This is a genomic window from Tessaracoccus oleiagri (assembly GCF_900103275.1).
Lineage (GTDB): Bacteria > Actinomycetota > Actinomycetes > Propionibacteriales > Propionibacteriaceae > Arachnia > Arachnia oleiagri.
On the sequence record NZ_FNGP01000001.1, the window covers coordinates 791783 to 813288 of the forward strand.

22 protein-coding genes and 1 tRNA gene are annotated in these 21506 nt (G+C 69.1%); 13 read left to right on the top strand and 10 right to left on the bottom strand.

The genetic code is table 11. The features are described from left to right. Window positions 1–948, bottom strand: coding sequence for an NAD-dependent protein deacetylase (locus BLR46_RS03585; protein WP_218118304.1), 948 nt, complete (start codon window positions 946–948; stop codon window positions 1–3). 86 nt (window positions 949–1034) lie between these two features. Between BLR46_RS03585 and BLR46_RS03590 the strand changes: the two genes are divergently transcribed. Next, window positions 1035–1916, top strand: coding sequence for an oxygenase MpaB family protein (locus tag BLR46_RS03590; protein WP_093248958.1), 882 nt, complete (start codon window positions 1035–1037; stop codon window positions 1914–1916). Window positions 1917–1923: 7 nt separating this feature from the next. On the opposite strand, the gene BLR46_RS03595 is transcribed toward BLR46_RS03590, so the two are convergent. Both BLR46_RS03595 and BLR46_RS03600 read right to left on the bottom strand, forming a co-directional pair. Next, on the bottom strand, window positions 1924–2796 hold the full coding sequence (locus BLR46_RS03595) for an NAD(P)-dependent oxidoreductase (protein WP_245701470.1): 873 nt from the start codon (window positions 2794–2796) through the stop codon (window positions 1924–1926). After that, window positions 2793–3488 (bottom strand): GntR family transcriptional regulator, encoded by a 696-nt coding sequence (locus tag BLR46_RS03600; protein WP_093248960.1) that lies wholly within the window; start codon window positions 3486–3488, stop codon window positions 2793–2795. The genes BLR46_RS03595 and BLR46_RS03600 overlap by 4 nt, the downstream gene beginning before the upstream one ends. Window positions 3489–3728: 240 nt before the next feature. On the opposite strand from BLR46_RS03600, the gene BLR46_RS03605 reads away from it, so the two are divergent. The 8 genes from BLR46_RS03605 (at window position 3729) to BLR46_RS03640 (ending at window position 10739) form a co-directional block, all read left to right on the top strand. Then, a complete protein-coding gene (locus BLR46_RS03605) occupies window positions 3729–4274 on the top strand; it encodes a TRAP transporter small permease (RefSeq protein ID WP_176761642.1) in 546 nt (181 codons plus the stop codon). A 1-nt stretch (window position 4275) separates the two neighbouring features. Then, entirely contained in the window at window positions 4276–5574 is a 1299-nt protein-coding gene (locus BLR46_RS03610) for a TRAP transporter large permease (RefSeq protein WP_093248963.1), read from the top strand. A gap of 41 nt (window positions 5575–5615) precedes the next feature. Then, the gene (locus tag BLR46_RS03615; RefSeq protein WP_093248964.1) at window positions 5616–6653 is read left to right on the top strand and encodes a TRAP transporter substrate-binding protein; all 1038 of its coding nucleotides are present in this window, start codon (window positions 5616–5618) and stop codon (window positions 6651–6653) included. Between the two features lie 53 nt (window positions 6654–6706). Then, a complete protein-coding gene (locus BLR46_RS03620; protein WP_093248966.1) occupies window positions 6707–8044 on the top strand; it encodes an NAD(P)H-dependent oxidoreductase in 1338 nt (445 codons plus the stop codon). Between the two features lie 87 nt (window positions 8045–8131). Then, complete coding sequence (locus BLR46_RS03625) at window positions 8132–8545, top strand: RpiB/LacA/LacB family sugar-phosphate isomerase (protein ID WP_176761643.1); 414 nt, start codon at window positions 8132–8134, stop codon at window positions 8543–8545. 76 nt (window positions 8546–8621) lie between these two features. Further along, window positions 8622–8698: transfer RNA gene (locus BLR46_RS03630), tRNA-Ile, on the top strand. A gap of 136 nt (window positions 8699–8834) precedes the next feature. Beyond that, window positions 8835–9821, top strand: coding sequence for a DUF4349 domain-containing protein (locus tag BLR46_RS03635; RefSeq protein WP_093248970.1), 987 nt, complete (start codon window positions 8835–8837; stop codon window positions 9819–9821). Window positions 9822–9830: 9 nt separating this feature from the next. Further along, window positions 9831–10739 carry an SDR family oxidoreductase gene (locus BLR46_RS03640; RefSeq protein ID WP_093248971.1) on the top strand — a complete coding sequence of 303 codons (909 nt, stop codon included), beginning with the start codon at window positions 9831–9833 and terminating at the stop codon, window positions 10737–10739. Between the two features lie 4 nt (window positions 10740–10743). Here the strand turns inward: BLR46_RS03640 and BLR46_RS03645 are convergent, their stop codons facing one another. Beyond that, window positions 10744–11739 carry a DNA topoisomerase IB gene (locus tag BLR46_RS03645; protein ID WP_093248972.1) on the bottom strand — a complete coding sequence of 332 codons (996 nt, stop codon included), beginning with the start codon at window positions 11737–11739 and terminating at the stop codon, window positions 10744–10746. Window positions 11740–11841: 102 nt separating this feature from the next. Between BLR46_RS03645 and BLR46_RS03650 the strand changes: the two genes are divergently transcribed. Next, window positions 11842–13038, top strand: coding sequence for an AI-2E family transporter (locus BLR46_RS03650; RefSeq protein ID WP_093248973.1), 1197 nt, complete (start codon window positions 11842–11844; stop codon window positions 13036–13038). A 59-nt stretch (window positions 13039–13097) separates the two neighbouring features. Here BLR46_RS03650 and BLR46_RS03655 read toward each other — a convergent pair whose 3' ends face one another. Together BLR46_RS03655 and BLR46_RS03660 are read right to left on the bottom strand one after the other, a co-directional pair. Continuing rightward, window positions 13098–13967: a peptidoglycan DD-metalloendopeptidase family protein gene (locus BLR46_RS03655; RefSeq protein ID WP_093248974.1), complete on the bottom strand. Its 870-nt coding sequence runs from the start codon at window positions 13965–13967 to the stop codon at window positions 13098–13100. A 150-nt stretch (window positions 13968–14117) separates the two neighbouring features. After that, window positions 14118–15752 (bottom strand): CTP synthase, encoded by a 1635-nt coding sequence (locus BLR46_RS03660; protein ID WP_093248976.1) that lies wholly within the window; start codon window positions 15750–15752, stop codon window positions 14118–14120. 106 nt (window positions 15753–15858) lie between these two features. On the opposite strand from BLR46_RS03660, the gene BLR46_RS03665 reads away from it, so the two are divergent. The 3 genes from BLR46_RS03665 to BLR46_RS03675 all read left to right on the top strand — a co-directional run bounded on the left by BLR46_RS03665 (window position 15859) and on the right by BLR46_RS03675 (window position 18248). After that, window positions 15859–16569 (top strand): PIG-L deacetylase family protein, encoded by a 711-nt coding sequence (locus tag BLR46_RS03665; RefSeq protein WP_093248978.1) that lies wholly within the window; start codon window positions 15859–15861, stop codon window positions 16567–16569. Between the two features lie 79 nt (window positions 16570–16648). Next, a complete protein-coding gene (locus tag BLR46_RS03670) occupies window positions 16649–17260 on the top strand; it encodes a DUF937 domain-containing protein (protein ID WP_093248979.1) in 612 nt (203 codons plus the stop codon). Window positions 17261–17270: 10 nt separating this feature from the next. Next, a complete protein-coding gene (locus tag BLR46_RS03675; RefSeq protein WP_093248981.1) occupies window positions 17271–18248 on the top strand; it encodes an ADP-ribosylglycohydrolase family protein in 978 nt (325 codons plus the stop codon). Window positions 18249–18269: 21 nt separating this feature from the next. Here the strand turns inward: BLR46_RS03675 and BLR46_RS15010 are convergent, their stop codons facing one another. The 4 genes from BLR46_RS15010 to BLR46_RS03695 are packed head-to-tail and all read right to left on the bottom strand — an operon-like array spanning window position 18270 to window position 21497. Further along, the gene (locus BLR46_RS15010; RefSeq protein WP_093248982.1) at window positions 18270–19046 is read right to left on the bottom strand and encodes a hypothetical protein; all 777 of its coding nucleotides are present in this window, start codon (window positions 19044–19046) and stop codon (window positions 18270–18272) included. A 14-nt stretch (window positions 19047–19060) separates the two neighbouring features. Continuing rightward, entirely contained in the window at window positions 19061–20755 is a 1695-nt protein-coding gene (locus BLR46_RS15015) for a WXG100 family type VII secretion target (RefSeq protein ID WP_093248983.1), read from the bottom strand. Then, window positions 20755–21054, bottom strand: a complete 300-nt coding sequence (locus BLR46_RS03690; protein WP_093248984.1) for a WXG100 family type VII secretion target — start codon at window positions 21052–21054, stop codon at window positions 20755–20757. Before BLR46_RS03690 ends, BLR46_RS15015 begins: the two co-directional genes overlap by 1 nt. Before the next feature lie 11 nt (window positions 21055–21065). Further along, on the bottom strand, window positions 21066–21497 hold the full coding sequence (locus BLR46_RS03695) for a hypothetical protein (RefSeq protein ID WP_093248985.1): 432 nt from the start codon (window positions 21495–21497) through the stop codon (window positions 21066–21068). Between the last annotated feature and the right edge of the window lie 9 nt (window positions 21498–21506).

Here is a 21506-nt window from a genome sequence, read left to right on the forward strand (position 1 = left end):
TCAGCTTCCCAGCATCTGCACCCACGCCCCGAGGACGTCCTCGAGCCGGCCGTGGACGCGGACCTCGGCGAGGTCGTCGCCCCGGGTGGCCCCGTCGTTGACGATGACGACGGGCTTCCCGTCACGGACGGCGCGGCGGCAGAACCGGAGCCCGCTCATCACGGTGAGGCTCGACCCGAGCACGAGCAGCGTCGACGCCTGCTCCAGCAGCTCGAAGGCCGACGAGGTCACCTCCGGCCGCGTGTTCTCGCCGAAGAAGACGACATCCGGCTTGAGGATCCCGCCGCAGGCCTCGCACGGCGGGTAGCGGAAGTCCTGGGTGCGGTCGACCTCGGCGTCGCCGTCGGGCGCCGAGATCGCCTCCTCCTCCAGCGCGGCCATGCGGGCGGCGAAGGACGGGTTGAGCGCGAGGAAGTGCTGCTGCAGCGCGTCACGGTCAACCACGCCTTCGCAGCCCAGGCAGACGACGCGGTCCAGGCGGCCGTGGAGGTCGACCACCTCCGGCGAGCCGGCGCGCTGGTGCAGGCCGTCGACGTTCTGCGTCACCACCCCGACGCTCGGCAGCCGCGCCTCCAGGGCGGCGAGCGACGTGTGCGCCGCGTTCGGCCGCGCCTGCCGGAACCAGCGCCAGCCGACCGTGCTGCGCGCCCAGTAGCGGCGGCGACTGAGGTCGGAGCCGACGAACTCCTGGTAGAGCATCGGGGAGCGGGGCCGGGCGTCGGGGCCGCGGTAGTCGGGCAGGCCGGAGCCGGTGGACATGCCGGCACCGGTGAGCACGAGGGTCGGCCGGTGGTGGAGCAGGTCGAGCGCTTGCCGGAGTTCCTCGTCGCCGGAGATGCGTCCGAAGCCCCCGGTGCCGGGTCCCCAGCCGGGCGCGGCGGGCAGCGCGACACCGTCGGCGGCGGTGCGGAACCAGCCGCCCACGTCGGCCGTCTTCGGTGCGGTCACGTCGAGCCTCCTCGTGCACCGACAACCTAGCGCGGGACGCAACCCATCCGGCGCAGCGCGCTTGCGTCGCCGGTAGCCTTGGGAGCGTGATCAACCCTCTGGAGCGAGTGCGGCGGGCCATCGGGGAGACGGTCCGCTCCAGGGTCGCGGGCGGGGACGCCGAGGTCCGCGCGGAGCGCATCTGGGGCTCCCCGGGGCCCCGCTGGCACGGGCCCGACGACGTGATCGCCCATGTCAACGGCGACGCGTCGATGTACTCCGGCGGCATCGCCGCGCTCCTGCTCCAGACCCTCCACCCGGCGGCGATGGCGGGCGTCGCGGGCCATTCGGGCTACCGCTCCGACCCCTGGGGTCGCCTGCAGCGCACCGCCGAGTTCATCGCGATGACCACCTTCGGGCGGATCGACGACGCCAAGTCTCTCGTCGAGCGCGTCAAGGAGATCCACCTCCGGGTCCGCGGGAAGACCGACCAGGGCGAGCCCTACCGCGCCTCCGACCCCCACCTGCTGGAGTGGGTGCACGTCGCCGAGACGTGGTCGTTCCTGCTGAGCTTCCGGCATTTCGGCTTCCGCCGCCTCACCGATGGGGAGGCCGACGAGTACGTCGCCCAGGCCGCCCCCGTCGGCGAGATGCTCGGCGCCGAGGAACTGCCCCGCACGCTGGCCGACCTGGAGCGCGCGATGGAGTCGTACCTGCCCGAGCTGCGCGTCTCCCCGGCCGCGCGGGACACCGTCGACTTCATCCTGAAGTCGCCGCCGATCCCGTGGCTCGCGCGGCCCGGCTACTGGATGCTCGCCGCCGGCGCGATCTCGATCCTGCCCGTCTGGGCGCGGCGGATGCTCGGGCTGCCGACCAGCGCGTGGTTCGACCGGCTGGTGGGCCTGCCGCTGGGGAAGCTGTCGACGAACGTGCTGCGGTGGGCGATGGCGTCGGTGCGCCGCCGGCCGGTGCATCCGCGCACCACGTGAGGCGTAGTCAGACCCTCTCCGCTACGAAGCGCCGGACCACTGCGAGATCTTCCTCCCCCAACCCCGCCGAGACGAGCTCCTCGTAGGCGTTCTGGAGGGCGGGAAGCAGGATGGCCGCTGTCGAGGTCGCCTCGGCGATGTCACGGGCGAACCCCAAGTCCTTGACCATGTAGGCCGCGATCCCCCCGGGCGAGTAATCGGCTTCGATGAGTTTTCGTTTCTTCGCCTCCAATAGCTTGGAGCCGGCGTACCCGCCGCTGAGGACTTCCATCAGCTTGAAGGGTTCGATTCCCGAACGTTCCGCCAGGACTGTCGCCTCGCCGAGAGCGAGCATGGTCGCGGAAACCACCATTTGGTTGCAGGCTTTGGCGACTTCACCGGCGCCGAGGGGACCCAAATGATGCACGGTCCCACAGGGACTGAGGGCCTTCGCCACGCGTTGGAACTGCTCGGCATCGGCCCCGACCATGATGGACAGCGTCCCCGCGTCAGCTCCCTCGACGCCGCCGGAGACCGGCGTGTCCACCAGCTCGACTCGGCCTTCGCTCGCTCTACGGACCGAGTGAGCGAGCTCTCGTAGCCGCACTGCCGACGACGTCGATCCCACCATCACCAGCAGGGGTCGGGCCGCGGCGACGAGCGATTCGTCGCCGATGAGCAGCGGCTCCAGTTGCGGGAGGTCCGGCAACATGACGAGCACTTCGTGCGCCTGTGCCGCTAGTTCGCGGGGTGTGTCCACATAAGCGGCCCCGCCGTCGACGAGCGCGGGTTTGATGGAGCGGGAGTACACGACGACCTTTTTTCCGGCCGCCAGAAGTCGCAAGGCCATAGGGATGCCCATGGCACCGGTGCCGATGAGGCCCACGGTGTGTTGAGTCACGAGAGACCCGCGTCCTCTTCGGTGGCCCCAGGGCCGACCAACGTTTCGGCGGTCATGGTGAGTGAGCGATAGATGACATCCGCTGGGTTCTTTACCCCCACGTCGAGCGCATCGATGAAAGGTCTGTGCTTCTCCACGGTGATGTTTGCGCGCGCTCGATCAGCGCCCGCATGCATTATGGCCATGCGCAGGGGCCCCTCGAGTGCGAGCCAAGAACTCTGCAACACCGCATTGCCTGCCAACTCCACGAGAGTGCGGTGGAAGGCCAGGTCGGCGTCGATGAGGTCGACGATGGGGCCATCCCGCTGTTCGGACATGACGGCCAAACGTTGCCGAAGCGTCTCTTGGTGGCTTCCTCGATCAGGGTGCTCGGCGATTAGCCGAGCGGCGAGACCCTCCAACGCCGCCCTCACTGTGAAGAGTTCGTAGACTTTCTGGGCATCAAGAGCGCGTACGTGTAGGCGACCGTTGGACGTTGCTTCGACGAGTTGCTGTTGCTGGAGTTCCAAGAGTGCTTCACGCACGGTGCCGCGGCTCACGTTCAATTGTCCCGCCAAACGTGTTTCTACCAGGGCGCTGCCCTGTGGGATGGCACCCGTAATGATCGAATCGCGCAACACCTTGAGGACCTGGCCGCGCAGGTTGGAGAACTCAATGGCCTGCAGCGGTGCAGGACTCGTTTCCGGCTTCATGCAGCCAATTACACCACAACCTGCCCCTAAGAGGTCAACGGTCGACCGTCGACCGTTGACAGCTAACTCCCTCGTGTGCTTCGATAGCCAAAGTTCGATGACTGACTCCCTCGGTGGCAACGAACGCCGCTGAGGCGCAGGGGCTGGTCCCCTGCATCGCAAGACGCTCTCGCAGGTGAGAGCGCAGAAGAGATGGGAGACCAGCCGGTGATCAACACCTCATCAGGCCCTCTGCGAGTCGTGAATTGGGTGCTGGACGCGCTCTACAAGGTCATGATGGCGACCGCCGTTCTCGGTCTGGTCCTTGTCGTTTCGGTCGTCTCATGGCAGGTCTTCTCTCGTTATGTGACGAATGCCTCAGCGTCTTGGGCGCCTGAGGTAGCACAACTGGCCTTCGTCTGGACGGCGCTCTTTGCCATCGCCATCGGCGTGCGTCAGCGCCGGCACATGGTGATGGATGCCTTCACCTCCGTGAAGAACCGTGGAGTGAACGTCGTGCTCAACACTGTCGCTGCTGCCGCGATCGTCGCTGTCAGCGCGATCCTCGCTTGGTACGGGTTCGATTCGCTCTCCGTGAGTTACCGCAGGGTATTCCCGGCTCTCGGAATAGCGACGGGGTGGATGCACCTCGCCGTCCCGGTGAGCTTCGGGGCGTGCGTCGTCTTCGGGATCGAAGGGTGGGTACGCACGGTCTTCGGTCGCGAGACGAAGGATGGCCTGCTCGAACGGATGGAAGCGGTCTCCGGACTTGACCTGACAGACCCGAAGAACGAGGAGGCGCGCTGATATGGGCGGAACACTCTTCGCAGGGTTCATCGGCGGAATCATCGCACGCATACCAATCGGTTTCGCCCTCGCCGCGGCATCGATCGTCGGTCTTCTGCTCTTCACCGAGGTCCCTCTCAATATCGCGCCGCAGCGCATCGTCGCGGGCATCACACCCTTCCCCCTGCTCGCCATCCCGTTGTTCATCCTTGCCGGCGCGCTGATGACTTACGGCGGCATCAGCCGTCGCCTGCTCGACCTCGCTGAGTCGATCGTCGGCCGGATCCGCGGAGGCCTGGCGCAGACCAACGTCCTTGCGTCGCTCTTCTTCGGTGGTCTCTCCGGGTCCGCCGTCGCCGACGTTTCGAGTCTTGGCCGCATCCTTATCCCGGCGATGCGCGAACGCAACTACTCCGCCGCGTACTCCGCGGTGGTCACGGCCGTAACAGCGATCATCACGCCCATCCTGCCCCCAAGCATCACGCTCATCCTCTATGGAGTGGTGACCGGGACTTCCATCGGCCAGCTCTTCTTCGCGGGAGTGGTGCCGGCCTTCGTCTTCGTCGCGATCCTGATGTTGACCGTCCATCTCACGGTCAACAAGCTGGGCTTCCTGTCCGGGCACGTAGGCGAGACGAAAGCAGAAGGCGCGGGTCATGCGCCAAAGTTCTTCCCATCGCTGCTGGCGGCATTCCCCGCGCTGTTGCTGCCCGTACTGATCCTGGTCGGTATCCGTGGTGGGTTCTTCACCCCCACAGAAGCCGCAGCTATGGCCGTCGTCTACTCGCTGGTCGTTGGCTTCTTCATCTACCGGGAACTCAATCTGAAGACGTTGATCGAAGCGCTGAAGAGCACGGTGCAACTCGTCGGTCTCATCATGCTCGTGATGTCCGCGGCGCAGTTGTACTCGTGGGCCCTGACTTCCGAGCGCATCCCGCAGGCAATTGCTCAAGGGATGCTGGACCTCACAAGCAATCCGGTCCTCCTGCTCCTGCTGATCAACGTGCTCCTCCTGTTCGTGGGCATGTTCATCGAAGCCAACGCAGCGTTGATCATCCTGGTGCCGATCCTCCTGCCGATCGCCCTCGACCTCGGGGTCGATCCCGTGCACCTCGGCATCATCATCGTCGTCAACCTGGGCATCGGTCTCGTGACCCCACCCGTGGGGCTGACGCTGCTGCTCGCCGCGGAGATCGCTGAACTCAACGTCATGCAGACGCTGAGGGCGCTCCTGCCGTTCATGATCGCCGTCCTGGCGTTCCTCATGCTCATCACCTACGTCCCGGCCATCTCTCTCTGGCTACCGACAGTCCTGTTCTAACCATCCGCAAACCACCACCACACAAACCAACGGAGGCAACCATGTCCATCTTCAAACGCGCCGCTGTGCTGGGCGCCGCAGCATCGCTGGTCCTCGGGCTGGCCGCCTGCTCCGGCGAGTCCACCACCTCTGACGAGACCACCTCGGCCCCGAACGAGACCAACAACGGCGGAGCCGGAGCCGCGACCACGCTGGTTCTCGGGCACGAGGGCAATGACGAAGACCCCCGTCAAACGGCCGCCCTGCGTCTCAAGGAACTTGTCGAGGAAGCGACCGATGGCCGCGTGGAGATCGAGATCCACGCCAACGGCACGCTCGGCAACTGGGAGCAGATGATCGAAGGTCTGCAATTCGGTTCCACGGACATCGTGATCGAGTCGCTGTTGACCCTCGAGTCGTACTCCGAGCTGGCCTCGATCGAGACCGCGCCCTTTATCTACCGGGACACGGAGCACTTCATTGAGGTGTGGGAGGGAGACATCGGCGACGAGATCCGTGGTGCCGTCGCAGAGGACACCGGCTTCGCCATCGCAGGCAACATGTTCCGTGGTGCCCGACAACTGTCCACCAAGACCCCGGTCACGAGCCTGGACGATCTCTCGGGCCTCACGATCCGCACGCCGTCAGCCCCCACCATGGTGGCTACCTGGCAGGCACTCGGTGCCCGCGCGGAAGCGATGCCCTGGGACGAGGTCTACTCAGCGCTTGAGCAAGGCGTCCTTGACGGTCAGGAGAATCCGCTCAGTTCCATCCTGTTCGCTTCGGTCCACGAAGTGGCTCCCGAAATCACCATGACTTCCCACGTCTACGCCAACTTCCACTTCATCATGTGGGACGAAGCGCTGCAGGGCATGGACGAGGCTGACCGTGAGGCGATCCTCGAGGCCGCGACCGTCGTCGGGCAGGAATACACCGAGGCCATCCAGGAAGACGAGGCGGAGTACCGCGCCCAGATGGAAGACGAGGGCGCGACGTTCCACGAACTCACCGACCGCGACGCATGGGTCGAGGCGACCCAGCCCGTCATTGACTCCCTGCCCGATCGGGCAAAGGAATGGGTCGGCCAGATCACCGGCTGACCGACCCTTTCGCCCAACCAACCAAAGAACCATCCAGAGAAAGAGACACCGCTATGAACCTCCACGAGTTGCTGAGGAAGCGCGAGGACGAGGGCAACAAGATCAAGGTCGGCCTGATTGGCGCTGGACGCTACGGCACGATGTACATGGCTCAGGCGCACAACATTCCGGGCGTGCACGTGGTCGGCATCGCCGACCTGAACAAGGCACGCGCAGAAGGGGCACTCAAGCTGGTCGACTGGCCGGAAGATGACGTCGTCTACAACGTCGATGAAGCCCTCGCGACCGGAAAGACCGCGCTGGTGACCGACGCCAACGAACTGCTTGATGCCGACATCGACGTCATCGTCGAAGCCACGGGTAATCCCATCGCGGGCATCAACCACGCGCTCAAGGCGATCGAGACGAAGAAGCACGTCATCATGGTGACGGTGGAAGCTGACGCCCTGGCCGGTCCAGCGCTGCAGAAGCGCGCCGAGAAGGCGGGTGTCGTCTTCTCGATGGCCTACGGCGACCAGCCTGCGCTCATCTGGGAACTCGTGGACTGGGCCCGCACTTCCGGCTTCAAGGTTGTCTGTGCGGGCAAGGGCGCCAAGTACCTACCGACGTACCACCAGATGAACCCGGACAATGTGTGGGACTTCTGGGAGTTCTCCAAGGAGCTGACCGATTCCGGGCAACTCAACCCGCGTATGCACACCTCCTTCCGTGACGGCACGAAGGCCGCCATCGAGATGGCGGCAGTTGCGAACGCTGCTGCGCTGAAGCCGTCGGACGAAGGCCTCACTTTCACGCCCGGGGACGTCACTGAGATCGCGACGATCTGCCGCCCCGGTTCGGTGGGCGGCGTACTCGCCAACGATGGTTCTGTCGACGTGATGTCCAGCGTGACGCGTGAAGGTGATTGGATTCCCAACAACACCCAGGAGGGCGTGTTCGTCGTCGTTGAGGCAACGAATGACTACGTTGCGTCTTGCTTCGCCGAATACCCGTGGCACCCGGATCCCACCGGACGTTACGCAGCGCTCTATCGTCCCTACCACTACATCGGACTCGAGCTGAATGTCTCCATCGCGAATGCTGTTCTGCGGGGAGTCTCGACAGGTCACCCGGTGGGTTTCTATGCCGACGTCGTCGCCACTGCCAAGAAGGATCTCGCTTCAGGAGATGTGCTGGATGGCGAGGGCGGCTACGCCGTCTGGGGCAAGCTCGTCTCCGCTGGGTACTCGCGTGAACTCAACGCCCTTCCCGTTGCCCTGGCGCACGATGTCAGGCTCAAGAACGACATCAAGCAGGGTCAGATCGTCAGCTGGGACGACATAGAGATCAACCCCGAACTGGAGGTGGCTATTCAACTCCGCCGCGAAACTGAAGCACTGGTAGTCGCCTGACATCCGGAAACAATGGGCAGCGCTGGCCGAGGGCTTGTGCCAGCGCTGCCCCTAGCAACTTTGTGGCTCATCGGAAGGAAAGATCAAATGGGACTTCGAATCGCAATAGGGGCCGATCAGTCGGCCTTTGACCTCAAGAGCGCGATCATCCGCGTCCTGCAGAGCCATGACCGGGTCGATGCAGTGCTCGACGTCGGGGTCAGCGGGCTGGGGGACGAGACAAAGAATCACGAGGACGTCGCGATCGCAGTTGCGAACGCGGTGGCATCTGGAACCGCGGACCGCGGGCTGGCGTTCTGCGGCAACGGACTTGGTGTCGCCCTCGCCGCCAACACGGTGGAAGGGGTGTCCGCCGTCACCGCGGATGACATCTTCTCGGTGCGCACGTCGGTCACCACCAATCGTGCCACGGTCCTGTGCATGGGAGCGAAGGTCGTAGGAGCCGAACTGGCATCCACGCTCGTGGAGGCATGGCTCGCCGAGGAGATGCCCGCCCCGTGACTTGCTCACCGGCGCCTGGCTGTCGTGCGGTTTGCGAGTATCGATTCGGGTGCGCTAGAGTTACGCGTCGGTGAACGAGCCTATAGCTCAGTCGGTTAGAGCGCTGCCCTGATAAGGCAGAGGTCGCTGGTTCAAGTCCAGCTAGGCTCACCATTTGATAACAATCCCCGCACGGTTCGCCTGCGGGGATTTTGCTTTCCCATGCCCCGCCGTACGCTTGAGCCATCCGGGAGCACGGCGCGCGAGGACGCCGCCCCACCCCGGCTCCTGCGGCACCCGGGAGGGCCCCATGAACACGCAGTCCCGCACCTGGCGAAGCATCCTCACCGCCCTGCTCCTGACGCTCGCGCTCGCGGGCTGCTCCGGCAGCAACGAGTCCTTCGAGCCCGGCGTGTCCCGCGGCGACGCACCCGCAGCCCCTGCCGACGGCGGTGGGCGGCCGGAGGCGGGCGAAGACACCGCGGGCGGGGGTGACGAGGACGTCGCCGGCGACGACGACCGCATGATCATCAAGTCCAAGACCCTGCGGCTGGAGGTGGAGAGCACCGCCGACTCCATCACCCGCATCCGCGACCTCGCCCGAAGCCACTCCGGCCACGTCACCGACATGCAGGTGGCCACCGACACCGGCGAGTGGGTCTACCGCTACGACGAGAACGGCTACCCGGTCGGCGACGGCGGGGCGCTGCGCGGCTGGGTCACCGTCCGGGTCCCTACCGAGGACTTCGAGGAGTTCGTCGACGAGGTGGCCAAGATCGGCACCGTGAAGTTTCAGTCCGAGGCGTCCGACGACGTCACCCAGGAGCACGTCGACCTCTCCGCCCGGCTCGAGAACCTCCGCGCGCAGGAGGTCCGGCTCCGCGAGTTCTTCGACGCGGCCAAGAACGTCACCGAGATGCTCTCGATTGAGAACGAGCTCGCGCGGGTCCGCGGCGACATCGAGTCGCTCGACGCGCAGGTCACCTACCTGGAGCGGCAGGCGGCGATGGCGACGGTCACCGTCGAGCTGGTCGAGCCGAAGGCGATCGTCCGCCCGGGCGGCGACTCGTGGGGCTTCACCCAGGCGCTCACCAACGGCGTCCGCGGCGCGGCCGAACTCGTCACCGGCGCGATCACCGTCCTCATCGCGACGGCGCCCCTCTGGCTCGTCGCGCTGCTGCTGTTCTTCCCGATCCGCGCGCTGGTCCGGCGCCGTCGGGCGCGCCGACTCACCCCGTCGGAGACACCGCCGGACCCCTCAGCGGCGCCCGTCGGGGGTGACACCGACGCCACGTAGAGTCGAAGGATGAGTGAAGAGCTTTACGAGACGAACCGTTCAGCAGAGCAACTCGCCGGCGACGAGGGAGGCTTCCCCGAGCAGGAGCAGACCCCGCCCGGCCTCACCACGGAGATGACCCCACGCCCGGACCACGGCGAGGAGAGCTGGGTCGGACGTGACCGGCTCAAGGGGCTCAAGGCGCTCGTCACCGGCGGCGACTCCGGCATCGGCCGCGCCGTCGCCATCGCGTTCGCCCGCGAGGGCGCCGACGTCGCCATCAACTACCTGCCCGACGAGCAGTCCGACGCTGAGGACACCGCGTCGTGGATCGAGAAGGCCGGGGCCAAGGCGGTCCTGGTGCCCGGCGACCTGACCGACGAGGCCACCGCCCGCAAGGTCGTCGACGATGCCGCCGGATCCCTCGGCGGCCTCAACATCCTCGTCAACAACGCCGGCGCCCAGTGGGCACGGCGCGAGCAGGGCCTCGAGGACGTCACCACCGAGCAGATGGACCAGATCTTCAAGGTCAACCTGTACGCCCTGTTCTGGGTGACGCAGCAGGCGCTGAAGTATCTCGGCAAGGGCGACAGCATCATCAACGTGAGCTCCATCCAGGCCTACGACCCGTCGGTGGCCCTGCTCGACTACGCGTCGACGAAGGCCGCCATCAACAACTTCACGGTCAACCTGGCCGCCGAGCTCGGCCCGAAGGGGATCCGGGCCAACGCGGTCGCGCCCGGCCCGATCTGGACGCCGCTCCAGCCGGCCACCAAGCCGGGTGAGAGCATGCCGAAGTTCGGCAGCGACGCCCCGCTCGGCCGCGCCGGGCAGCCGGCGGAGCTCGCGGGGGCGTTCGTGTTCCTCGCGAGCCCGGCCGAGGCGTCCTACGTCACCGGCACGGTCGTCGGCGTGACCGGCGGCAAGCCCGTCTTCTAGGCACTCACCGCAACAGGTCCAGCACCGCCTCCTCCAGACCGTTCTGTCGGGAGTTGGCGGTGCTGTACTGCTTCCGGGCCGCGGCCTCGATCGTCGACCCCGACTCGTAGGCGTCGATCACGCGCGGGTCGATGTACGACGAGCGAGCCACCGTCGGGGTGTTGCCGAGGTAGCTGGCCACCTCCTGCACGGCCTGCGTCACCGCCCGCTTCCGCGACGTCTTGGTGCGGCCGTCCTCCTCGCTGAGCGCGAGCACCTCGGCCGCGATCACCGTCGCGTGCCAGGTGCGGAAGTCCTTGGCGGTGAAGTCGCCGCCGAACTGGTCGGCCAGGTACTCGTTGACGTGCGACGAGGTGAGGTCGCGCCAACTGCGTTGCTTGTAGGCGAGCAACCGGTCGCTGCCGGCGCGTCGCCGTCGCATCACCTCGATCGCCTCGATGGCGGCCGCGTCGTCGACGGGGATGGTGTGCGCGATGCCCGACTTGCCGGTGAACGCGAAGACGAGCGTCTTCCCGCGGCGGCGCACGTGCTGGCGCTGCAGCGTGGTGAGGCCGAAGGAGCCGTGGGCGTCGGTGTAGGCGTCGTTGCCGATGCGGAAGTAGCCGACGTCGAGGAGGCGGACCGCCGTCGCGGTGGACCGCTCGAGCGGCATGCCGTCGAGGGCGAGGTCGCGGGCGATGCGACGGCGCACCAGCGGCAGCGCCTCGGCGGCGGTGAGCACGCGGTCGAACTTGTTGCGGTCCTGCCGGATTCGCCACTCCGGGTGGTACAGGTACTGGCGTCGGCCGGCGTCGTCGGTGCCCACCGCCTGGAGGTGCCCGTTGGGGTACGGCGAGATCCAGACGTCCTTCCAGGCGGGTGGGATGACCAGCGACTTGATGCGCTCGACCTCCTCGTCGGGGAGCGCGTTGCCGTCGGCGTCGTGGTAGCTGAAGCCCTTTCCGCGCCGTACGCGCGTGTACCCGGGGGTGCGAGGACTCGTGCGGCGGAGGCGGACCATGCGGTCAGCCTACGACTCGCCCGGGGCCGCACCGGCCCTCGCGACGTCGGCACCTTGGGCGCAAAACCCGTGGCCGACGCGGCGACCTTCTAGACTCCCACCATGTCACACGCTGACGCTGCGGGAGCGTCCTCCCCCGAGGTCCCGCGCGACGGGTCGCCCACGGATCGCCCGACGGCGTCGGCCACCGCCCCCTCGCGGCGGAGGCAACGTGTCTCCGCCACCCTGGACAACCCGTTCGGCTGGGGCTTCCTGGCCACGCTGGGCGGCCTGGTGGCGATCGGGCTGGCCGGGGCGCTGGCCTCGCTGGCGACGGTCCTCATCGCCATCGGGGTTGCGATGTTCATCGCGATGGCACTCGAGCCGGTGGTGCGGGTGTTCCAGCGGCGCGGGCTCTCCCGCGGTGCGGCCATCGCCGTCGTGTCCGGGGCCTTCCTGGTGCTCGTCCTGAGCCTGCTGGCGATCGTCGTCCCGACCGCAGTGACCCAGATCGGCGTCTTCGCGGCGTCGTTCCCCGATTACGTGGCCGACATCCAGAACTCGGGATGGTTCCGCAGCTTGGCGGAGCAGTCCGGGGAAGGGAGCTCCTACGCCCGGACGCTGGAGCGCGCCGGGACGTGGCTCGCCGACCCGGCGAACCTGCTCGCGCTCGGGGGCGGTGCGCTGGCCGTCGGCAGCGGAGTGGTCAACGGCATCGCGGGGACGCTGATCGCCCTGGCGCTCTCCCTGTACTTCCTCGCCTCGATGCGGTCCATCAAGCGCAGCCTCACCCGCCTCGCGCCCGCCCATGCGCGCACCGACATCGCCAAGATCATCAACGAGCTCACCGAGTCCGTCGGCGGCTACGTCTCGGGCATGGCGGTGCTGGCCGTGTGCAACGCGACGTTCACCTTCATCCTGCTGTCCGTCCTGGGAGTGCCGTTCGCGCCGCTGCTCGCGGCGCTGGCGTTGCTGATGACGATGATCCCGATGGTGGGGCCGCTGCTGTTCTGGGGCATCGCGTCGATCATGTCGCTGCTCAGCATCGGCGGGCTCGGGTGGGCCTTCGCCGGCGCCTACTTCGGCTACATGCAGATCGAGGCCTACGTGCTCACCCCGCGCATCATGATGCGGGCCGTCTCCATCCCAGCGCCGCTCGTGCTCATCGGCGCACTCGTCGGCGGCACCCTCCTGGGCCTGTTGGGCGCCCTCGTGGCCGTCCCCGTCACCGCGACGGTGCTGATGGTGGTGCAGGAGGTCATCATGCCGAAGCAGGACGCGAAGGTGGTGGCCGACGACGCCGACCTGGCCCCGCAATGACGCGGCCGGTGCGGGCAGTCCCCGCACCGGCCTCGTTGTCGTCCACAGGCGGAACCGGCTCAGTAGTACTGGCGCTGGTCGTTGAGGAAGCGGATCTCGGCCTTGATCGTCATCTCACCGCGCACGCCGTCGATGTAGCCGCCGTAGAAGCCGCGGTCGCGAAGCAGGCTCTGCAACGCCTTGACGCTCATCGAGCCGAACTGCCCGTCGATGTAGCCGGTGTAGTAGCCCTTGGCCTTCAGCCAGCTCTGCAGGTTCACCGAGAGCGACGAGTTGCGGTAGCCGATGTCGTACATCAGCTTCACCCAGGCGTTGTGCGAGTCGGTGGTGTGGTAGCCGAGGATGGGCAGGTCCGCGTAGGGCCACTTGAGGCTGCTGCTGACCGGAGCGGTGACGCCGGGCGTGACGCCGCGGGCCTTCAGCCAGGCGTGCGGGTCGACGAAGCTCGGGGAGCTCAGCGAGCCGCCGAAGATCCCGAGGTGCAGGTGGATGCCGGTGGAGTTGCCGGTGGTGCCCATCACGGCGATGTGCTGGCCCGCGCGGACGTTCTGGCCGACGGAGACCTTGTAGCTCGCGAGGTGGCCGTAGTACGAGTAGCGACCCAGCGCGCTGTGGTAGACGATCACCGCGATGCCGGAGTGGTAGGCGAGCGCGTTCCACTGGGCGCGGACCACCTGGCCGTCGGCGATGGCGTAGATGGGGCGGCCGGTGGTGCCGGCGACCTTGGGTGCGTAGTCGGAGCCGGCGTGCGTGGGCCGGTCGGAGGTGCGGAAGCCCGACGTGTAGCGCGAGCCCACCTCGACGGGCGAGCTGATCGTCGCGGCGGCGGCCGTCTGGGTGGTGAGGATGCTGCTGCCGGCGACGGCGACGCCCGCGACGCCGGCCATCTTGAACAGTGAGCGACGGCCGAGGCCTTCCAATGGTGACATGGGTGGTTCCTTCGGGGAGTGGTGAGCAGGAGCCGACGGTGGCTCCTGCGCCGACGCTAGGGCCCGCGCTCGCTCCTCCACCACGGCCCCGGCGCCACCTTGGCCGGGACCGGACAACCTTTTCCCGCTGCTCCCGGGAGCGGTCCTTGCTCAGCCCTTCCGGGCCAGGGCGGCCCCGATCAGCCCGCGGAACAACGGGTGCGCCGCGGTCGGCCGGGACTTGAACTCGGGATGCGCCTGCGTGCCCACGTAGTAGGGGTGCACGTCGGAGGGCAGTTCGACGAACTCCACCAGCCCGCCGTCGGGGGAGGCGCCCGAGAACGACAGCCCCGCCTCCTCGAGCTGCGCGCGGTAACGGTTGTTGACCTCGTACCGGTGCCGGTGCCGCTCGGTCACGCTCGTCGTGCCGTACGTCTCCGCGACGACGGAGCCGGCCTCGAGCCGGGCCGGGTAGGAGCCCAACCGCATGGTGCCGCCCAGGTCGCCGCCGCCCTCGACGAACTCCACCTGCTCCGCCATCGTCGCGACGACGGGGTGCTCGGTGGCGGGGTCGAACTCGCTCGACGCCGCGTCGGCCAGGCCGGCGAGGTTGCGGGCGGCCTCGATCACCATGCACTGCAGCCCCAGGCAGAGGCCGAGCGTCGGGATCCGCTGCTCGCGCGCGTACCGCAGCGCGCCGAGCTTGCCTTCGACGCCGCGGATGCCGAAGCCGCCGGGCACGCACACGGCGTCGACGTGCCCGAGGTGCCGCTCCGCGCCCTCGGGGGTGGCGCACTCGTCGGAAGCCACCCACTCGACGCGGACGCGGGCGTGGTGCGCGAAGCCGCCGGCGCGGAGCGCCTCGAGGACCGAGAGGTACGCGTCGGGGAGGTCGATGTACTTGCCGACGAGCGCCACCGTCACCTCGCGCTTGGGGTGGAGGGCGCGGTCGATGAGGTCGTCCCACTCGGTCCAGTCGACGTCGCGGAACCCGAGCCCCAGCCGGCGCACGACGTACGCGTCGAGCCCCTCGTTGTGCAGCACGCGGGGGACGGCGTAGATGGACGACGCGTCGGCGCAGGAGATCACCGCCTCGTCGTCGACGTCGCACATGAGCGCGATCTTCCGCTTGAGCGCGGGCGGCACCTCGCGCTCGGCTCGGCACACGATCGCGTCGGGCTGGATGCCGACCTGCCGCAGCGCCGCCACCGAATGCTGCGTCGGCTTGGTCTTCATCTCCTCGCTCGGCCGGATGTAGGGCACGAGGGAGACGTGCAGGAAGAACACGTTCTCGCGCCCGACGGTGTGCCGCACCTGGCGGGCCGCCTCGAGGAAGGGCAGCGACTCGATGTCGCCCACCGTGCCGCCGATCTCGTGGATGACGACGTCCACGCGCCCGTCGTCCATCCCGAGCATGCGGTCGCGGATCTCGTTGGTGATGTGCGGGATGACCTGGACGGTGTCGCCCAGGTAGTCGCCGCGGCGCTCGCGGGCGATGACCGTCGAGTACACCTTGCCGGTGGTGACGTTGGCGTCGCCGGTGAGGTTCACGTCGAGGAACCGCTCGTAGTGGCCGACGTCGAGGTCGGTCTCCGCGCCGTCCTCGGTGACGAAGACCTCGCCGTGCTGGAAGGGATTCATGGTGCCCGGATCGACGTTGAGGTACGGATCCAGCTTCTGCATCGTGACGCGGAGACCGCGCTTGATCAGGAGCTGGCCGAGGCTCGACGCCGTCAGACCTTTACCCAAGGAGGAGACGACGCCCCCCGTGACGAACAGATGCTTTGCGCGATTCTCGGTACCCACGGACCTCCAGTCTACGTGAGCCGGGCCCCGCTGCCTCGCGAATGGACGACGCGTCCGGGCGTCGCCGTCCGTGTTATACGCGCGGGTGCGGGCCTAGAGTGGCCGCATGGCTCTTCCGAGGTTGGACGACGACGACTTCCGCCGCGTGCTGTGCGTGGTGGCGCATCCCGACGACACCGAGTACGGGCTCTCCGCGGTGGTGCACCGCTGGGTGCGTCGCGGCGCCGAAGTGGCCTACCTGCTGCTCACCGCGGGGGAGGCCGGGATGCAGCGCCCGCCCGCGGAGGCCGGGCCGCTCCGCGCCCGCGAGCAGCGCGAGGCGTGCGACGTCGTCGGCGTGCGCGAGCTCGACATCCTCGACCACCCCGACGGCACGCTCGTCTACTCGCTCGAACTCCGCCGCGACGTGGCGCGCCGCATCCGGCAGTTCCGGCCCGACGTCGTGGTCACCAACTCCTGGGCCGCCCAGGTGGGCTGGGGACTCAACCACGCCGACCACCGGGTCGCGGGCCTCGTCACCGCCGACGCCTGCCGGGACGCGGACAACCGCTGGGTGTTCCCCGAGCTGGCCGACGAGGGGCTGGCGAAGTGGCCCGTGTCGAAGCTGCTCGTCTACGGCGACGAGCCGACGCACGGCGTCGCGCTCGAACAGGAGGACGTCGCCGCCGGCGTCGCCTCACTGGCGTGCCACGAGCAGTACCTGGCAGACCTTCCCGGGCACCCCGCCCCGGAGGAGTTCATCGCCGGCATGCTCGCCGAACAGGGCAAGGCCATGGACGCCGACCATGGCTACCTCTTCGCCGTCCACGAGCTCTGACCGCCGGTTCCGCGCGACGCCGGTGCGCGACCCGACCACGGGTTTTAATGGACGGGTCGCCTCACAGAAGGAGAACACCATGTCGAACACCGACGAGATCCTCGACAGCCTGGACATCAACCGGCTCGCCAACCAGGTGGGGGCACCCCAGTCGGAGGTGGAGAACGCGGTCCGCCGCGCGCTCCCCGCCCTGCTCATGGGGCTCGGCGCGAACGCGCAGGACACCGCGGGCGAGGCGTCGATCATCAGCGCCCTCGACCAGCACGACCCCCACCTGCTCGACAACCAGGTCGACCCCGCCACGATCGACACCCGCGACGGGGAGAAGATCACGCACCACATCTTCGGCGACAACGAGGAGGCGGTCGTGGACCGGCTCGGCGGCGTCGCGGGCGGCAACGACCTCGTCCGCAAGCTGCTGCCGATCCTCGCGCCCATCGTCATGGCGTGGCTGGCCAGGAAGATGGGCGGCCAGGCGCAGCGAGAGTCCTCGGCCGGCGGCGGCGTGCTGGGCGACATCCTCGGCCAGGTGCTCGGCCGGCCCACCGCTTCGCAGGCACCGCCCCAGGTGCATCCCGACGAGCGCCCCAGCCTGCGCGCCGACGAGCCGCAGCAGCGCACCACGGAGGACTCCGACGGCGGCATCCTCGGCGACCTGCTCGGCGGCCTCCTGGGCCGCGGCCGCCGCTAGGGGCGACTCGATGGAGGACACCGACACCGCCGACCGCCGCTCCGGCGCACTGCTCGCCGCAGCGTGCGGCGACGCGCTCGGCGCGGGCTACGAGTTCTCGAAGCCGATGGCCGACGACGCCCCCGTCGACATGGTCGGGGGCGGACCCTTCGGCTTCGCGCCCGGCGAGTGGACCGACGACACCGCGATGGCCGTCGCGGTCGCGGAGGCCGTCGCCAGCGGGGGAGACCCCTCGTCGGACGACTTCCAGGACCGCATCGTCGAGCGCTGGTACGACTGGGCCGACAGCAACCCACCCGACATCGGCAACCAGACCCGCGCGGTGCTGGGCCGCGGCGACCGCACGGCGGAGGGGCTGCGGGACGCGGCCTACAGCCACTTCGTGCACCACCCCGACGGGTCCGCCGGCAACGGCGCCCTCATGCGCACGGCGCCGCTCGGGCTCGCCCGGCTGACCGAGCGCGGGTTCTTCGAGGCGGCAGCGCTGGTCGGCGAACTCACCCACGCCGACCCCGTCTCGTCCGAGGCCTGCGGCATCTGGACCTACGCGGTCCACCACGCCGTCGTCCACGGGACGTTCGACGGGGTGCGCGCCGCCCTCGACTACCTGCCGGAGGACCGCGTCGACCACTGGGCGGGCCTGCTCGACGAGGCGGAGACGCAGCCCATCACCGCGTTCGAGCACAACGGTTGGGTCGTCCACGCGCTCCAGGCGGCCTGGGCCGCGATCGTCCAGACGCCCGTGCCCGACGACGACCCGCCGGCCCACCTGCGGCTCGCCCTCGAGCGGGCGGTGCGCGCCGGCGGCGACACCGACACCGTCGCCTGCATCGCGGGCGGACTCCTGGGTGCACGTTGGGGCGCGTCGGCGCTGCCGACGGCGTGGACGTCGAAGGTGCACGGCTGGCCCGGCTACAACGCCGCGGACCTGGTGCGGCTCTCGCGCCCGGACCCGCTGTCGCGCGTGCTGGGCGAGCCGCTCAGCTGACGGCTCGCCGCATCGGTCGGCTCAGTCGGTGAGGCCCCGGACGAGGGCCGAGCCGACGTCGCCGGGCGGCACCTCCCAGATCGAGGCGCTCTCCGCGTCGATCAGGTACAGCTTCTTCCCGAGCGCCCACGTGCGGCTCAGGGTGCGCACCCCGTCCCCGTCGCCGACGAGCGTGTAGGTGAACACGGTGGCCTGCGGCTCGGTCGCGTCCAGGATCTTCGGGGGCAGGTTCGGCAGGTCGAGCAGGTGCAGGGCGAACGACTCTGGGGTGGCGGTCATCGACTCGGGGATGGTGACGCCGTCGAGCGTCACCCGCTTCGCCTCGGACTCGGGCGTCACGCGGGGCTCGTGCCGGAGGGCGTCGAGGGGCGGGAGGACCCGTCGGATCAGCCGCCAGAGCCGGTCGGCGGGCGCGATCGCGAGCTCCACCATGGGATGCACGGCGCCGACGACCTCCCTGCCGTCCGCGTCCGTGGCGACGGTGGCGCGGGACGTGACGCACGTGGCCTGGTCGCGCTCGTTGGCGAGCAGCACCGTCGCGGCGAACACCACGTCGCCGTAGCGGGAGACGATCTCGCACCCGCGGGTCGAGGTCTGCGCGATCTCGATGGCCCGTGCCCACAGCGGGTCTATGCCCTCGCGGGTGAGGATCCCGGCCGCTTCCCACAGCGCGCGCAGGTCCGCGTCGTCGTCGGGCACAACCCCGGCGTGGATGCGGTCGACGGCGTCGGCCCACACGGTGCCGCCGATCATGCCGACGTGCAGCGTCGGGTCGTCGGCCTGGATCATGGTGGTCATCTGCGGGTCCCCCGTCATTCGGTCTCGCGGCCGAACGTGACCCGGTAGGCCGTCGTGTTGCCGTTGTAGAAGCGTGCCAGTTCGGCATCCAGCTGTTGCTGTTTGGTGACATTCTCCGCGGTGCCCATCCCGTAGGAGAGCTCGCGGATGTTGTCCTGGTAGGTCTGCTGCAGGTGCGTGTGGCTCGGGCTGTAGCTGCCCTCGTGGTCGAACACGATGTTCGTGACGTTCGACGGGGTCCCGGTCGGGGCGCCGCCGAGGTCGACGCGCGGCACCGGGTCGAACTGGTTCTGGTAGTTGTACACCGGGACGTCGCCGGGCACGCCGAGGGTGTCCACCGGCGAGCCGGCGCTGACCACCCCGCCCACACGGAAACGCTCGGCGAACCCCGGATCGCCGGCGATGTTGCCCGCGATGATGCCGCCCTGCGAGTGGCCGGTGAGCAGCACCTCCGGCCGCTGCCCGTCGAGCGAGGCGCCGCGGGCGGCCATGTCCTCCTGGATCGCCAGTTCCACCGAATGCATGATCGACCGCGTCGCCGCCGTGTCGCCGTAGCCGACGCCGCGGAGGTTCGCCGCCCAGTCCGTCCCTGCCGGGTTGCCGGCCCAGCCGCTCAGGCCGCCCATGTCCTCGGTGGTGCCCGGGATCGAGACGACGTAGCGCACCTCGCCGGTGGCCGGGTCCTCGACGGCGGTCACCTGCACGCGCGGCCGGTCGGCATGGTCGGTCGGGTCCTGGGTGTGGTAGACGTCCATCATCGGGTCGATGATCGAGTTGATGCCGTCGAACGGACGGGCATCGTGGCGGTCGATGTCGGCGCCCGTCGCGAGGTACGGGCGGCCGTCGTCGAAGAGGTGCAGGTCGTCGTCGGCGAGGAAGTTGGCGGGGACGCCGGCGAGCTGGCCGCCGAGGAACGCCGTCTGCCCCAACACCTCCGCGATCTGGGGGATCTCGCCGCCCTCGCGCAGGTCGCGCAGCCACTCGGGGGTGGTGCCGACGGTGTCGAGGAACCGGTCCCACGCCGGCGCGGCGTGCTGGACGCGGGAGGCGAGGTCGTCGGCGACGTCGCGGCCCCACTCCTGCGCGTCCTCGATCCGCTCCCGGCCCCAGTCGAGGCCGTCGCTGATCCTGCCGCCCAGCCACTCGGCGCCCGAGAGCGCCCCGTCGGCGGCGGTGGCCAGCAGGTCCTGCGCGGCGTTGCCCGCGTCGTCGAGGAGGTCGCGGCCGTCGTGGACGGTGTCGCTCGCCCGCAGCCGGGCGGCGAGCGACACGTCGGTGAAGTTCAGCCGGGTGAGCAGGCTGAACGCGCCGCCCTGGAAGCGGGCGCGCATGAAGGGCCGCCGGGGATCGAGCCGCGCCCAGCCGCTGGCCGTGTCGTGCAGCCAGCCGGAGTCGGCGATCCCGAAGTCCCACGCGCCTGCGCGCGCCGCCAGCGACGACTGGCCCGACTGGATGTCGCTGAAGGAGGAGGCCGCGTCGTCGAGCGCATCCGCCACGGGCGGGATCCGGCGGGCCCGGGACTCCATCGAGGAGACGAGCCGGCGGTGGGCGCTGTGCTGCGCACGCTGCGCCTCCCCGCGCCAGGGGCCGAGGTCGAGCGACGAGTGGCTGGCGATCTGCTGGTCGAGCTCGCCCGCCACCTGCCGCAACTGGGCCGCCCGGGCGTGCAGCACCCCCGGGTTGACCCGCAGTCCGTCGCCCCAGTCCATCAGAGGCTCCCGAAGAAGGCGTCGGCGGCGGCCGCGGCGCGCTCCTCGGCCGACCGGTACGAGTCCGCGGTCGCGGTCAGCGCTTCGGCGTGGCGGCGCAGCGCGTCGACGAGTTCGACGGAGGCGGCGACCCACTTGCCGTCGACGTGCTCGGCCGCGCCCGCGCTCAGCCCGCCGGGGACGGCCGCGGCGATCCCGTCGAGCCGCATGCCGCGGAGCGTGGCGGCGACGTCGGAGGCGAGGCCGTTGGCCTTTTCGCCGGCGCGTGCGAGCGCGGCGTAGTCCACTGCGTAGTCCATGTCGGGTTGCCTCACCGGTTCCGGGGGACGTCGAAGTGGTCCGCCAGGTCGTCCAGCGTCGGGGATGCCTCCAGCCCGAGCTCGCGGAAGCGGTAGGGCCGCTCCGACGGGGTGAGCACCCAGACGCTGACGGCCGACTTCCGCGGGTAGTTGTCCTGCATGGCCTCCGCGATCCGGCGACCGGCCTCCTCGAGGATCGCCCGGTTGACCTCGGGCTCCTCGCTGTCGGAGTGCAGCGTGGCGGCCATGACGTGGACCTCCTGCGAGATGGGCCGCTGGAGCTCGTACTTCACGTCCGCCACCTCGCGCACGTGGGGGAGGTCGGTGAGGGCCGCCTCCAGCCGTCGCTGCCCCTCGTCGACGTCGAGCGGGTCCGGCTCGGGGCCGCACCCGAAGAGCCCGAGCATCGCGAACGTGAGCAGCAGGGCCGAGAGCTTCCTCATGGGGGTGAT